The sequence below is a fragment of the Nocardia sp. CA-151230 genome (assembly GCF_050942175.1).
Classification (GTDB): domain Bacteria; phylum Actinomycetota; class Actinomycetes; order Mycobacteriales; family Mycobacteriaceae; genus Nocardia.
The window spans coordinates 3,742,738-3,756,302 of record NZ_CP192061.1 but is presented as its reverse complement, the minus strand read 5'-3'; the positions used below and the strand labels follow the sequence as shown (position 1 = coordinate 3,756,302).

Genomic DNA, 13,565 nt, shown 5'->3' with positions numbered 1-13,565 from the left:
ACGGCCCGATGTCAACGGCACGCCACGTGCTGCCGACACCCGACATGAACGCAAACGGCACTGCTTCGGCGTCATGTAATCGGCTGATATGTGGGGCCGGCTGGACCCGGGCTTGCCTCGCGCCCGATTTCAGGGCTGGTGGCCGTGGGGTGATCCAGCGGATTCTGCGGTCACGTGGTCGCCGGTAGCGACCCTGAAATGGCGTGCACAACCCGCGTCAGTTCGTCACACAGTGCGGTCTGTGTTCGATCTTCCTTCAAGGAGGCCTCGAATGTGAGTGTTCGTCCTCCCTTGTCAGGCAGATTGGCCTCGACCGGTAGTTCGAACACGAGGACGCACCAGAGGTTGCTATCGCGCCAACGCACTTGGACTCCGTGGTGGTCGCCGATGGTCACAGGCTTCGGCCCTACGTAGGTGGAGTCCTCGTAGACCGACCATTCGAAGGGAGCGACGCTGGAGGAGATCTGCAGGCGGTACCAGCCGCCACTCCACATGCACGCTGCTCTGTCAGCGGAGTTGTCGCTGCGAACTTCTGAACCCACGTCGAGTCCGGCTCCGGTGAGGCTGCCCTCGGAGATCTGGCAGGGATCCCACGCTGGCGCGGCAACCTTGGTCGTCGTGGGCCTACTGGTGTGACCGGTCAACGAGGGTCTGGTCAGCATCGCTGTCGGCAGAGCCGACGGAGCTTGCCGGGCAATGGATTTCGCGATCGCGTCGGTGCCGGTGCGCAGGTCCGAACGCAACTCCGGTGAGTCGATTATCGGGAACGTCTCGGGGACTCCGGACCAGTCCTTGCCCCACGTCTCGACGGTGACGATCAGGTTGTTGATGCTGAATTTCACGCTGACCCGGGGTGGATCCCCCTTGCTCTCCTTGACCCAGGTGAGCGCGGCCTCTCCGACACCGGCGATGGGTGTGGGTCGCGGACCGTCCGGGCGAGTCGATCCGGGCACGTAGTCCTCGAGGTTTCGAGGGGTCGCGTTCGCGCTGATGGGATACAAGGACAGGAAGTACGAGATCGAAACGTTCCGCCACATCGGCGTCCGGTACGCCTTGATGGGTTCACGCTGAACCGAGCTACCGAACTTCAACACACAGGTCAGACCCTGACTGGTGTCGGTGACTTCACGATCGGCGTCCGCCGATTCGGCGACGGAACCGTAGGCCTCGCCCGCGAACGCCTTCACTTCCTGTTCGGCAGGTTTCAACGCCTCGGAGCAGCGAGCGGGCAGCTCTGAGAATCCTGCTTTGTACTGTTGCCCGGCGCCCCACGAACATCCGGCCACCCCGACCATCAGAAGTAGTGCAAGCAATGCTGGCACTACGCGACCGCCACGTATCCGCATGACTGAAGGCCCTCCCCCGACTGAGCCGCCCCTGTGCGACAAGATGTTCGAGTGTGTCCGGAGGTCGGAAGCCTGTCAAACCGGATAGGGTCCCCACCTGCTCAGCGGCCGATTCCCTGGTAGCGGGACGGGATTTGAACCTGCGACCTCTGGGTTATGAGCCAACGAGGACCCGTCCCACGCAGGGCTTCAAGTTCCAGCCGGCCGGCACTATTACGACGGCCGCAAAGCGGGCGGGAAAACCTCGATGGAAGCGCTACGCGCCCTCAAACGACGGCTGTCGAACGTCGTCTACGCCCGGATGCTCGCTGATCAGCGACGGCGTGAATGGGCAGGCCCGGGAGGGCAATCGGGAACGACTACTGACTCCAGCGCGACCGGCTCCAACCCGCACACCGGCCCTTCGGACAAGCCACATCCCGGACCCGAGGTTCAGGCTAACCCCACACCCACACCGACGTCTTGACATAGAGGGTGCCAATAGCGGACGTTCTTGAGCCGCGGTCGGTCTCGGCGCCGACCGGACGCGCTGGCCGGTTCGGTCAGTGCGCTATGCGGCATGACGGCGCGCTCGCGGAGCCGCCTGGCGGCCGGCCTATGGCGGCAGACTGGGCTGCTGCTGCATTCTCGGGTGGTTTCAAGCAGTTTCCTGACTCGGAGGCACCGAAAGTGGGAGCAAAAGGCCAGATCCGACCTCCGTCACATGGTCGCTGGTTCGATCCAGCTAGAACCACAGGAAGCGGCTGGTCGTCGCAGGTATTGTGATGACCGGCCGTTTTCGTGCCAAATGCGTGCGCACTGGAGTCGATGAAGAAGATCGACCTCGCCGATAGGCCAAAACCATTGCTGCGTAACGGCGTTCGATTCACTTGGTGTGCCCGGAGGGGGCGTCGACCACTGCACTCCGTACCGTCCACCGACCCACTGCCCCCAACGGGTCGGTCAGAGTTGCGTGTGCCCGGAGCCGGTGAGGATGATCAGCGGCATCATCAGAGCGCCGAGAATATCGTTTCCGGTGCACTGGGCCGAGGCGCTGGAGCTGCCGGTCGGCTGGCTGCCGCAGTTCTGCACCGTCATGGACTTGGTCGACGAGCCCTGCGTGGCGGTGAGGCTGTAGACGCCTTCGGGAAGCTTCGAGCGATAGACGTACTGGATGATCCCGGTGCTGGCCGTGGATCCGGCTTGCGGGGTGAAGGTGCCGACGTTCTGCCCGTCCAAGGTGACCGTGACCGGTGCCAGGGCGTCCGCGCCGCTGGTGGTCACCAGGATCGTGCAGGTATTGCCTGCCCCTTCACATCCGCCGATGCCGGTGTCGACCTGTGTCAGATTCACATTGTCGACCGTGGCCGACGCCGATGCCGCCGCGACGACCGGTATCGCCAGCATGGCCACCGTGACGGCGGCCCAACTCATTTGCCTCATCTGTACTTTCCCGTTGGAGTAGTCGTTGCCGGCACCTGAGTGCCGCTCCGACGGTAACCGCGTAGCGAGGCCCCGCGCCTACAAATTGAAAAGCTGATACTTCAATATGTCCCTGCGCTTCGCATGCGCGTCATGGCGGCTTCTTCATGCGCCGGCGAGCGACTGGACGCCGGGAGCGGCTTCCACAGAGTCGGCGGGCGATGGTGGCGGGTTTGAAGTGGCGGGTCTCCTGCATCCACCGCATGTACCGTTCGACCCCGGTACGAGCGGCCGCTAGTGGGGTGAGCTGGTGGTAGGTGCACCAGTAGAAGTACAGGCGCAGATCGGATTTGGTGTGGATGCGTGAGACGGCGGAGAAGCGGGCGAGGTAGGCGAGGGCGGCCAGCCGGAGCACGAGGTCGTCCCCGGCGAAGGTGACATCGAGATCGAGAGAGGTAGCCATCCTTCACGATGCCGCGGTCCCAGCGAACCGCCAGAGCACAACACGCGGGACGCGGCAGGTGCGGATGCCACTCGCCTGCCGAATCGATCGGCCCGACGAACTCCTTTGGCTCCCTTCCAGAACGGCGCCACTAGCGCGCCGTGCTGGACCTGCAACATTTATTGGCATGATGTGCCATTGATGGCATATCGTGTCAGAAATAGGGGCCGTTGATCAGGCAGAGAGTCCATGCGGGCAGGAAACGCATGGACGCCGACACCGTCAGCGAGCGCATCGAAGCGACCGGGGAGGAAGAAGACATGAAGATAGGTGTTACTGGAGCTGCCGGCTTCGTTGGCACGAACCTGATCGACGCGTTGGTCGCCGAAGGGCACGACGTGGTCGCCATCGACCGTGTCCGCAGCCCGCGCGTGAAATCCGGTCAAGTTCCCCCGCGCTGGCCGGTTCGGTCAGCGCGGTATGCGGCAATTGAGGATGGTCATGCATGACCCTGGCCATCTGTTCTCAGTTCCGTTGCTCGGCTGCGTACCAACTACCCTGAAGCCCATGACGAGGGTTGCGGTGATCGGCGGTGGACAGATCGGGCAGGCGCTGATCGTGGGGCTTCTCGAATCGGGCTGGCCCCGTGGTGATGTGATCGTCGTCGGCCGAGCACCGGACCGGGTAACGGTCCTCGGGCAGCGCCTGGGAGTTCGCGCCACGACCGACACCGCCGAGGCTGTCCGGACCTCGGATCTGATCGTGATCGCGGTGAAGCCCAACGACATTGACGGCGCGCTATGCGGCTTGGGCACAGCGGAACTGGGTGCTCAACACGATCGGGTTCTCATATCACTGGCCGCGGGTGTGTCCACCGCCCAGCTGGAGCGACAGCTGCCAGCTGCCGCGCCGGTAGTGCGGGCCATGCCCAACACTCCCATGCTGGTCAGGCAAAGCATTACCGCGATCGCAGCCGGCCGGCACGTCAGCAGCGAGCAACTCGGGCTCGTATGCCGCATGCTGAGCACCGTTGGGGAAGTAGTGATCGTCGACGAAACACAGATGGACGCGGTGACCGCGGTGTCTGGCTCCGGACCGGCCTACTTCTTCGCGATCGCCGAAGCCATGGTCGAGGCCGCGGTGCAGCTAGGGCTCCCGCAACCGGTCGCCGTTGAGTCGGTCACCCAGACCATGCTCGGTTCGGCTGTACTGCTCCAGAGCTCAGGCCAGCCCGCGTCGGAATTGCGTGCAGCTGTCACCTCACCAGCCGGCACGACCGCGGCGGCACTGCGGGAACTCGAGCGGAAAGGTCTTCGCTCGGTATTCCATGAGGCACTCGCCGCGGCCCAACGACGCGCGATGGAATACGGCACGAACACGGCCTAGCGCCGGGCACCGGATAACCGCGATGGCTCGAACCGCGCGCCTCGCGGCAGAAGCGGATACTCGGCTGACTACCAGCCTCCGACAGCCAGCCACTCCGTTTGGAACTCGACAGATGTGATCTCCTCCGCCGATAGGTGTGGTAGATCGGAGATCTCTGTTGCCGAAGGCAAACGGCCCGACAGCCGAGTGAACTCGGTCCGACCCGAGACCGCAGCCAGACCCGAACCGCCGTCGCGGAACCGCTCGACCCGACGCCACTCGTCGCCGGTGCTCAGGATCTCGCTGAACGACACAGCGATATGGTCGAACTCGGAGTAGTGCACGACCTTCAGATAGCGCGTCCCTTCATTCGCCGGGACAAACCCGGCCGCACGTTCGACCGCCCGGGCCCGATCGATACAGTCGCAGTCTTCGTCGCTATCGCAGCACTTCGACGACGTCGGCTCATCGCTGATCCCATCGGTCGGCAGGCACTCGCCGAGCTCTGCGCGCATCCACTCTGGAACCGAATCTCTTGGATACAAACGCAACTCGTCGAGCAATGGGTCAGCGAGTTGTCGACCCAGGTGGGGGCGTTCGCGACTGAAACGCACACCGATCTTGCCATCGGCGGTGATGCTCAACCACATCGTGAACCACGTGCCCCGGCCCGGGACATACATCGCCCGCCGCAAATCCATCACCTCGCGCGGGAAGCCGATGACCACCGAGGTTCTCGATTCCTGCTCCGCGGAGACGAATACACTCACCGCCGTCCCCGCGATGTCGAACCTGACCTTGATCTCAGTCCATCCCGGCCGCACATCGGCAGCGATCTTGGCCACGATATCGGTAAGCAACTGCCGCTCCGCGATCATCGATGGAGAGATCGGACCCCGGATATTCCACCAACTCGCCGCTTTCGGTCGACGCTTCCAACGCCCGATCACCGATACCGCGCACCCCACCGAAGCACCCAGTCCACATGACCCATCGAACCGACCTCCAGCCACCGACCCGCAACAATCTTCATCACCGTAATGGACCGATACACCGATGGGCAGCGCCAATCGAACTGTAAACGGCAATAGCGGACGTTCTGCGCCGCACCAGGTTCCGGCCGACGGCGCCCCGCGCTGGCCGGTTCGGTCAGCGCGGTCAGCGGCATAGAAAGACGCGGAGGAAGAGGAGTCTGTCCCTGTCGCCGGGGTATGGAACTATCCGCGATGGATCGTCAATCTATGAAACACGGATAGGCCGAACTCGATGACGCTGACACGCAATGAGGCATTGGCGCTGCTGACAGACTCGCTCTCGACGCGGCGGCGACGCGGCGCAAAACGGCTGCGGGCGCTCGCAGACCCGACAACAGCGGCCCAGGTCCGCACCGCGCTCGAACACGAAGTGTTGGACAAACGCACCTGGGAGACGCAGTACCAATTGATCATGGCACTGGGAATGACTGGCGCCCGCGGGGATGTCGAACTACTGAAAAGACTGGCGCTGCAACCTCGCTCGGCAACGGTGGTCAACGCTGCACTTGGCGACGCCATCGTCCGCCTGGGCCGCGACGCCGACGACGACCCGGCTCCCGCCCTGTGGTGCCTGCAACAAGACGTCGAACTTCTCGCCGACGGCGCGCTGCGCGCGGTCGCGATGCTGCGACTGAAATTCCCCGGCACCGCGGTCGACGCCGTTCTCGACTACGCTGAGGCCAATTTCCACGATCTCAACCACAAGTTCCTGGCGTACTGGCCAGCGGTCGCAGCAGCCGGTTGGTCCGGGCCTCGCGTGCGGGCGTTTCTGACCCGATGTTCGCAAGACAGCCGCAAGATCATTGCCGAAGCCGCAACGGACGCCCTGGACGGTCGTTACGGAAACTACGTGAGCGTGCTGTAGCTGACGTGGAGCCCCAATTCACGGCAACTGCCGGGCGACGAGCACGATATTCGGCAGTAGCGGATGTTCTGCACCGCACCAGGTTCCGGGCGCCTGCGCCTCGCGCTGGCCCGGTTCGGTCAGCGCGATCAGCGGCATAGATTACAGGATGTGGCTGGCCGCCCCGGTCAAACCGAAGTGGACGAAACGCCGGATGTTCGACTGGCTCAGAGCAATGGCTCAGATGAAGCCGTTGTCCTGGAGGAACCGGTACCAGCCGTCCTCGTCTTCCAACTCCTCGTCGGTGATGAACTCCCGGTACCGCGGGCCCGTCATGCATTCGTCGAAGAACGCCAGCAAGTCCGGTGCCACCAACCGTGACGTATCTTGCTCCCCGTACCGCCAGAAGTACTGGTCAGCGAACATCACCTCGCCGGTGGTGAGGCTGACCAGGAAGTTGTCGTTGCCGATCAACCCGATACGAAGCCAGTCCTCCTCAACGCGATCAACCTCCCCCTCGGCGTTCATGATCGCGCCCTTTTCGAACGAGCCGAACAGTTCGATGTCGCCGGCCTGGGCGCGGTCGGTGAGGCGATACACCTCGATCACCGCGGTGGGCAGCCCAAGGCTCTCCAACCCGATCGCCGCCGCAGCGGGAGAGCGATCGGAGGCGACGCGGGCCCGTGTCTGACGACGGTAGACATCGAGTTCACGGCTCGGGTCGAGTTCGACACCCGGCGGGAACGACGCCAGGAGATCTCCCTCTGGATCCTTGGCCAGTATCGCCCGAAGTCGGGCGACTTTGGCGGCAAGAACCTCGACCCTCGAACTCCCATCAATACCCATGCGCCGCAACCTAACACCGGCCTCCGACCAGGACTGACACAGAACCGCCCATGTCCGGTTCGAACAGCGCGATCAGCGGCATTATGGTGCACTTGGGTGGGCTGCCGCTGTCGGCGAATTGGGCGGGGCAGGGATTCCGACCGCGCTCTGGGCGTGGGAGGCGAGCAGGCGTAGCTTTTCGTCGCTCGCGCTGCCTTGATCGGCGTAGTAGAGGACCAGGATCAGATTGTCGACGGGGAGTTTGTCTCGGTGCAGGTGCAGTTCACCGACGACGGGATGGTTCACTGTGGTGGTGCCGCCGTCGAGATCTCGGATGTCGTGGCGCGCCCATAGAGTTCGGAATCTTTCACTCGAAAGGGCAAGCTCGCCAACCAGTTCCACGAATCGCGGGTCATCGACGTCGTCGCCGAGGGAGTTTCTGAAGGCAGCGATGAATCCTTGTGCCGAGCGTGCCCAGTCCTGCTGGAACGCCTGCTCTTCGGGATCGAGCAGCAGCGATCGCAGCTGGTTGTATCCGGGCTGAAGGCGCGGCGAGAGTGCGACCGCGAGCCGGTTGGAAGCAAGCACATCGAACGCGCGCCCTTCCACGAACGCGGGAACCTGCACCCCCGCCAGGAGCTGATGCAACCGTTCGGGCACGCGTTCGGACTTGCGCCGCCGACGCGGCCTCGGGCGCGAGGCAGTCAGGCCGAGAAGATAGTGCTGTTCGAGTTCGTCGAGCTCCAAGACCCGCGCGAGTGATTCGAGGACCTGAGGTGAGGGATTCTTGTCGCGGCCGCGTTCGAGCCGCAGATAATAATCGGCGCTGATGCCCGCGAGCATGGCGACTTCTTCGCGGCGGAGCCCAGGAACACGGCGATTCGAACCCGCCGTGAGCCCGGCCTGCTGCGGAGTGACCAGCGCCCGCCGGGCACGCAGGTAATCACCGAGCAGGTTGGCACGGTCGTCGGCGCTCATATTCCGCATCGTAATTCGGGGCTGCCTGGGCTGGGAGGCCCTGAGAGAACCCTGGAAGGCGGGGGCACTGCCTGCGACTGGGAAACAGATCGACACTGACCGCATGGACATCACCAACCGCACGGTCTTCCTTGTCGGCGCCACCTCCGGAATCGGTCTCGAACTCGCCCGGCGCTTCGCCGCGGCCGGCAGTACCGTCATCGTCGGCGGCCGCCGAACCGACCTGCTCGATCGGATCGGCACCGAAGGATTCGCGACCGCCACCATCGACGTAACCGACCCCGACAGCATCGACCACGCCCGCGACACCATCCTGCACAGCCACCCGAGCCTCGACACGATCGTGACGATGTCCGGGGTCATGATCCTCGAGGACCTGCGCGATCCCGCGCACTTCGCCGCCGCGCAGCAGACTATCGACACCAACCTGCTGGGCACGATCCGCGTCGTCGACGCCTTCACTCCCCACCTGATCGCGCACGGCACCGGCACGATCATCACGGTCACCTCGGGCATTGGCTTCCTGCCGTTCCCACCCATGCCCACCTACGCCGCATCGAAGGCCGGTGTGCACGCCTACTCCGAAGCCCTGCGCGCCCAATTGGACGGTACCGGTATCGAGGTCGCCGAACTCGTCCCTCCGGCTGTCGCCACGACACCCGAACTGGCACGGCACAATCCCCGCGCGCTCGAGCTCGCCGAGTTCGCCACCGAGGTGATGGATCTGCTCCGCACTGACCCCACTCCGCACGAGATCCTCGTCAAGGGCGTGTTGATGCACCGGTGGGCCGAGCGCGACGGCACCTACGACGAGTTGGTCGCCCAGCGATCCCAAGCGCTCACGATCCTCCCGAGCCACCAGTAGACACGACGGCAACCCGGATGCCGAGGCGGCCGCCACCCGACAGTGTCGCTGCGTCTCGACGATCCAAAGGCGCGGTTTTCCCGAAATGTTGGATGTTGTTGCCGCAGACAATGATTCGAGTTAGGTTCCGGTGTTGCGGGCGAGGCGAAGACCCGAAGCCGCACTCAGCCAGGTGCGAAGAAGATCGCTCCAATCGGCACGGCCGACGCACCCTATTCGGCATATGACAGTGTGTTCGGGCAGCTCTGAATCGGCACGGCCACTTGATCTTCGTTCGGCCCTGCCGGGCCGGTTCGGTCAGCGCGGGCGGTGGCGCGGGGTCGGCGGCGCGGGCTGCATGGTGGTTTTGTGAGGCACGCAACCCTGGACCTCGAGTGGGCTCGAGGTTGCACGATGACTTCGACACCATACTCGAGGGGAAGAAGCGAACGATGCCGAAACTCGACCGGATCATCGAGTCCGCGTTGTATGTCGACGACCTCGGTCGTGCCCGCAAGTTCTACACTGATGTGTTGCAGCTGAATCCGATTCTCGATGCGGATCCGTTGTGCGCGTTCGACATCGGGGGCGACAATGTATTGCTGCTGTTCCGCCGTGGCGGATCGCTCGAACCGAAGGTGCTGCCCGGGCCAGGTCTGCCGAACGGCGAGATCCCGCCCCACGATGGCAGCGGCCGACTTCATGTGTGCTTTGCCGTATCCGAGGACCAACTGACCGAGTGGGAGGCGCACCTGAACGCACGCGACATCTCGATCGAGGGCCGGACCAACTGGGCACGTGGCGGCCGCAGCATCTACTTCCGCGATCCCGACGAGCACCTCCTCGAACTCATGACACCGGGCAACTGGCCGAGCTACTGAACCTGCTGACCAGGGCTCAGCCCGTGCCCTGACATCGGATCGGCCCGCATCCACTCATCGGCAGTAGCGGACGTTCTGCACCGCACCAGGTTCCGGCTGCCGGCGCCCCGCGCTGGCCGGTTCGGTCAGCGCGGTGTGCGGCAGAAGCGGAGAGCCGCAGGTGACGGCCTCGAAGCACTACACGCCGGTGCGATCGAAGATGCGCTGCCTGACCGCGGCCTTCCCGTTGGCGAGGACCGCCCGACCCAAACGGGTGCCGCTCCACGCAGCATAGGCGGCTTCGATCCAGCCCACATAGATCAGTTCGGCATGCTCCAACAGCTGCAAGGCCTCCCTCATCGGCCTGTGTAGCTGCTCGTAGACCCTGGACGGCTCACCATATGACTTACCGCCCTGGAACACATACCCGCCGGGATTGGGATGCTCACGAAACAGCCACTCGACGAGGTTGCTGTGGTGGACGTCGTTGCCGCCCTTCGGTCCGTCCGGGCCGAATGCCGCCATGAGCTCTGCTGCCAGGTCCGCCGGCGACACAGTGCTGGCCCATTCGATCATGGCTCTTGCGGCCTCATTCTCGGCCATGTCGTCCCTATTTTTCTTTGCCATGTCGTCCTTCCTGGCCAGAACGCCACCAGCACACCATTGTTGGTTCGCTGCGGGTTGCCGCGGTCTCGAGGTAAGTAGATGCCGCCTGCGCTGCCTACCGATCCCAACATCAGCACGAACCCACAACGGGCTCACCGGAAACGTCGGCTGAAAGTCCATCAGCACCGACCACCCCACCCCGCAGCCGGGACCCTCGACCACGGCACATCCCGAACTGACACGAAAATATGGTGACCACCACCGGTGACCACCGGTTCAGTGCCAAGCCGATCCACGCCGTGCGAAATACCCTCGATCCGTTGCCCACCTTCGATGTTGCACCGATCCGTCAGCCAGACGAACTCAATTCGGCATGAGGGCGCGATCGTCGGTACCGAATGCACGCGGCCCGTTGGCCTTTCGCGGTCAGCGTGGTGCTGGTACGTCCACAACCAATTCGGCGGGGCTGGGATTCGTGCTGACCTGGATGCTCACTCGGCCCGAGCCGGGGAAGTTGAAGAAGGTGGCGTTCCAGCCGTAATGACTGTCGTAATGGGTGGACTGGGTGTTGGTCGCGGTGACGCCCGTGTCGAGATTGGTGGCGGTAACCGTCGCGGAGATCGAGCAGTTGGTACCCGCGGTGGGAGATCCCGACACCGAACCGAGCGGGTCGCTCGCGGCATCGGCCTTGAAGCTCACCTGGACCTGCACCGAGCTGTCGAAGAAGGTCGCATGATCGCTGCCCTGCTGCCCCTGCTGAGGGGAAGCCGACGCGCTGACCGTCCCCGCGCAGCCCGGTCCGCCATCGACATGGGCAGGATCGAAGGACGACGTGTCCGCGGACGCCGGGCCGACCAGAACCCCGAACGCGATGACCGGCAGAGCTGATACTGCCGCAAACCTGAGCATGCCTCGCATCATGACTTCTGTCCTAGCACGGATCACGGCGTGAAGATCACCTTTACCGAGACACGCTCGGATCAGTACGACAGAATCCGGTGCGCCTGAGCCGGTTCAGCAATCACCACCGGGCGATCGCTGACCCCGCCGCCCACACCCGACCATGGCACACATCTGACCGAACACGCCGCATTCAACCTGTTCGCGGGTTGCGAGGCCCTCGATCAACCCCGAAACGACAGCCCCACATGCAGTCAGAAGGGTCGCGCTGGCCGATTCGGTCGGCGCGGGTAGCGGCATATCGTGCGTTCGTGAGAGCTACCTGGGGGCAGTGCTTTTGTCGTGTGTCGGACTCGCGGTGTTCGGTCGCCGAGCTTGGCACCTGACTAGTTGTTGGCGCGTTGGATGGAGCGTCGGACCAGGCCGCGGATGCCGGGGAGTTGGATGGCGCGGAGCGTCAGTTCGCCGGCCCACACATGTGTGCGTGACGGCGGGGCGAATCGGCTGATTCCTTTGCGGGCCAGTGCCTGTCGTTTGTGTACTTCCGGGCGCAATGACGTCTCCCAGGTGTCGAGAGCGGTGGGAATGTCGTTGCCGTGTGCCGTCAGCGCGGTGCCGAGCCGGTCGGCGCCGTCGAGGGCGAGGGCGGCACCGTAGCCGGCGAATACCGTTACGCACCATGCTGCGTCGCCAAGCAGGACGACTCGGTCGTGACTCCAGCGGTCCATCACGATTTGGCCGACCGAGTCGAAGTAGGCGGTGGCGGGGTCGGCCTCGAGTTGGTCGAGGGCGTCGGCGACACCGCCTCCGAGATCCCCGAACGCTCGGGTGAGGGCGGGTGCGGCGCCGAGAGCCAGCTCGGCGCCAGGGTCGGGGCAGCGGTAGGTGAAGAACGCCGAGGACCGTTCGGGTCCCAGGTTCATCACCGCGGCCGTGCGTCCGGGGCCGATGAAGGTGGTGCCGAGGCCTTCGGATATGTGCTGGGGAACTGTTTCCAGCGGAAATGCGCCGACCATGTGGCCCAGGTCTACGAAATATTCGGGCTCGGCACCGAATACGAGCTCGCGGACTCGGGAGTGCACGCCGTCGGCGCCGACGAGGAGTTCGGTGTGCAGGCGGGTGTCGTCACTGAGGGTGACCACGACTTCCCCGGGGGTCTGGGCGACGGCCTGCACGGTAGTGCCGAAACGGATATCGGCGTGATCGGCCACGGCGTCGTACAGTGCCGACTCCAGGTCGCCGCGGAACAAGCTCAGTGCCCGGCTCCCGACCGCAGCCTCGGTGACAGCGGCTGGAATCCTGAGCTTCTCCCGGCCGTCCGCGTGGACGAGAACCGAGGTGAAGAACCCGATATCGCGCGGAGTCAGCGCCGGTACCAGCCCGAGCCGCTCGGCGGCGGCATATCCGGGTCCGTGCAGGTTCACCAGGTAACCGCTACTGCGACGACTCGGCGCACGTTCGACCACGACGACGTCCCAGCCTTGCCGATACAGCCTTAACGCGGCGGCCAAACCGGCGATCCCGGCGCCGACGACCATCGCCCGCCTGCCCGATGTCTTGGCACGCTGATGCGCAGCGCTCTCGAAAGCTTCCATTGCGACTCCTGGATCGGTGTGTTGTCGGCGAAAGCCGTCCACGAACTATCGCCATATCGTCAACTAATAGTTGACGTTCAGTCAATCGTCAACCTATTGTTGACTCATGGTTCGACAGGTGCCACCGGGCGATGTGATAGCCGCGATCGAGCGCGCCCACCCCGATCGCCGCCTGGCTCAATTGGCGACGGGGGTGATTCTCGCTGCGCACTGGTTGCGGGTGACCGATCAGCTGCTCGACTACTGCGTGGACCGGGCCCGGCACGCAGGCATGTCCTGGACGGAAATCGGCACCCGCCTCGGTGTCTCCCGGCAGGCCGCGCAGAAGCGATTCTCGACGCGCGCCACGGAGCACCATGCGGCTACCACATGGCTACGAGGAGCCGAATCGTGATTGTTTCGCGTGGCGGACGGGAGGAACCATGACGCCAGAAGCGCCGATTGCCGCCGGCGCCCCGGCCAGCCGTGGTGTTGTCGCCGGTCCGGTCCGGCCAGGGCATGTCTCCCAATGATTTTCACCATTCG

General features: G+C 64.3%; 14 protein-coding genes and 1 pseudogene. 6 read left to right on the top strand and 9 right to left on the bottom strand.

All coding sequences use genetic code 11. The annotated features are described in order from the left end of the window. Positions 1-170: 170 nt before the first annotated feature. The 3 genes from ACQP1O_RS17545 to ACQP1O_RS17535 form a co-directional block, all read right to left on the bottom strand. A complete protein-coding gene (locus ACQP1O_RS17545) occupies positions 171-1,295 on the bottom strand; it encodes a hypothetical protein (protein WP_433566827.1) in 1,125 nt (374 codons plus the stop codon). 993 nt (positions 1,296-2,288) lie between these two features. Further along, positions 2,289-2,759, bottom strand: a complete 471-nt coding sequence (locus ACQP1O_RS17540) for a hypothetical protein (RefSeq protein WP_433566826.1) — start codon at positions 2,757-2,759, stop codon at positions 2,289-2,291. 139 nt (positions 2,760-2,898) lie between these two features. Then, positions 2,899-3,210, bottom strand: coding sequence for a hypothetical protein (locus tag ACQP1O_RS17535; RefSeq protein WP_433566825.1), 312 nt, complete (start codon positions 3,208-3,210; stop codon positions 2,899-2,901). Between the two features lie 299 nt (positions 3,211-3,509). Between ACQP1O_RS17535 and ACQP1O_RS17530 the strand changes: the two are divergent. Together ACQP1O_RS17530 and proC are read left to right on the top strand one after the other, a co-directional pair. Beyond that, a pseudogene (locus ACQP1O_RS17530) lies at positions 3,510-3,608 on the top strand (NAD-dependent epimerase/dehydratase family protein); the annotation flags it as partial. A gap of 148 nt (positions 3,609-3,756) precedes the next feature. Then, a complete protein-coding gene (gene proC / locus ACQP1O_RS17525) occupies positions 3,757-4,575 on the top strand; it encodes a pyrroline-5-carboxylate reductase (RefSeq protein ID WP_433566824.1) in 819 nt (272 codons plus the stop codon). Between the two features lie 68 nt (positions 4,576-4,643). Here the strand turns inward: proC and ACQP1O_RS17520 are convergent, their stop codons facing one another. Next, positions 4,644-5,432: a DUF6881 domain-containing protein gene (locus ACQP1O_RS17520; RefSeq protein ID WP_433566823.1), complete on the bottom strand. Its 789-nt coding sequence runs from the start codon at positions 5,430-5,432 to the stop codon at positions 4,644-4,646. A gap of 388 nt (positions 5,433-5,820) precedes the next feature. Between ACQP1O_RS17520 and ACQP1O_RS17515 the strand changes: the two genes are divergently transcribed. Then, positions 5,821-6,453, top strand: coding sequence for a hypothetical protein (locus tag ACQP1O_RS17515; RefSeq protein ID WP_433566822.1), 633 nt, complete (start codon positions 5,821-5,823; stop codon positions 6,451-6,453). 219 nt (positions 6,454-6,672) lie between these two features. Here the strand turns inward: ACQP1O_RS17515 and ACQP1O_RS17510 are convergent, their stop codons facing one another. Together ACQP1O_RS17510 and ACQP1O_RS17505 are read right to left on the bottom strand one after the other, a co-directional pair. Continuing rightward, positions 6,673-7,278, bottom strand: a complete 606-nt coding sequence (locus tag ACQP1O_RS17510; protein WP_433566821.1) for a hypothetical protein — start codon at positions 7,276-7,278, stop codon at positions 6,673-6,675. Between the two features lie 81 nt (positions 7,279-7,359). Further along, complete coding sequence (locus ACQP1O_RS17505) at positions 7,360-8,235, bottom strand: helix-turn-helix domain-containing protein (protein ID WP_433566820.1); 876 nt, start codon at positions 8,233-8,235, stop codon at positions 7,360-7,362. Between the two features lie 103 nt (positions 8,236-8,338). Here ACQP1O_RS17505 and ACQP1O_RS17500 point away from each other — a divergent pair, with 103 nt between their 5' ends. Together ACQP1O_RS17500 and ACQP1O_RS17495 are read left to right on the top strand one after the other, a co-directional pair. Then, positions 8,339-9,100 (top strand): SDR family oxidoreductase, encoded by a 762-nt coding sequence (locus tag ACQP1O_RS17500; RefSeq protein ID WP_433566819.1) that lies wholly within the window; start codon positions 8,339-8,341, stop codon positions 9,098-9,100. A 464-nt stretch (positions 9,101-9,564) separates the two neighbouring features. After that, a complete protein-coding gene (locus ACQP1O_RS17495) occupies positions 9,565-9,960 on the top strand; it encodes a VOC family protein (protein WP_433566818.1) in 396 nt (131 codons plus the stop codon). A gap of 177 nt (positions 9,961-10,137) precedes the next feature. Here the strand turns inward: ACQP1O_RS17495 and ACQP1O_RS17490 are convergent, their stop codons facing one another. From ACQP1O_RS17490 to ACQP1O_RS17480, 3 genes are all read right to left on the bottom strand, one after another. Then, the gene (locus tag ACQP1O_RS17490; protein WP_433566817.1) at positions 10,138-10,566 is read right to left on the bottom strand and encodes a hypothetical protein; all 429 of its coding nucleotides are present in this window, start codon (positions 10,564-10,566) and stop codon (positions 10,138-10,140) included. A 405-nt stretch (positions 10,567-10,971) separates the two neighbouring features. Further along, the gene (locus ACQP1O_RS17485; RefSeq protein ID WP_433566816.1) at positions 10,972-11,454 is read right to left on the bottom strand and encodes a hypothetical protein; all 483 of its coding nucleotides are present in this window, start codon (positions 11,452-11,454) and stop codon (positions 10,972-10,974) included. A gap of 377 nt (positions 11,455-11,831) precedes the next feature. Beyond that, entirely contained in the window at positions 11,832-13,040 is a 1,209-nt protein-coding gene (locus tag ACQP1O_RS17480; RefSeq protein WP_433566815.1) for an FAD-dependent oxidoreductase, read from the bottom strand. Positions 13,041-13,146: 106 nt separating this feature from the next. On the opposite strand from ACQP1O_RS17480, the gene ACQP1O_RS17475 reads away from it, so the two are divergent. Further along, the gene (locus ACQP1O_RS17475; RefSeq protein ID WP_433566814.1) at positions 13,147-13,434 is read left to right on the top strand and encodes a hypothetical protein; all 288 of its coding nucleotides are present in this window, start codon (positions 13,147-13,149) and stop codon (positions 13,432-13,434) included. The last annotated feature ends 131 nt before the right edge of the window (positions 13,435-13,565 follow it).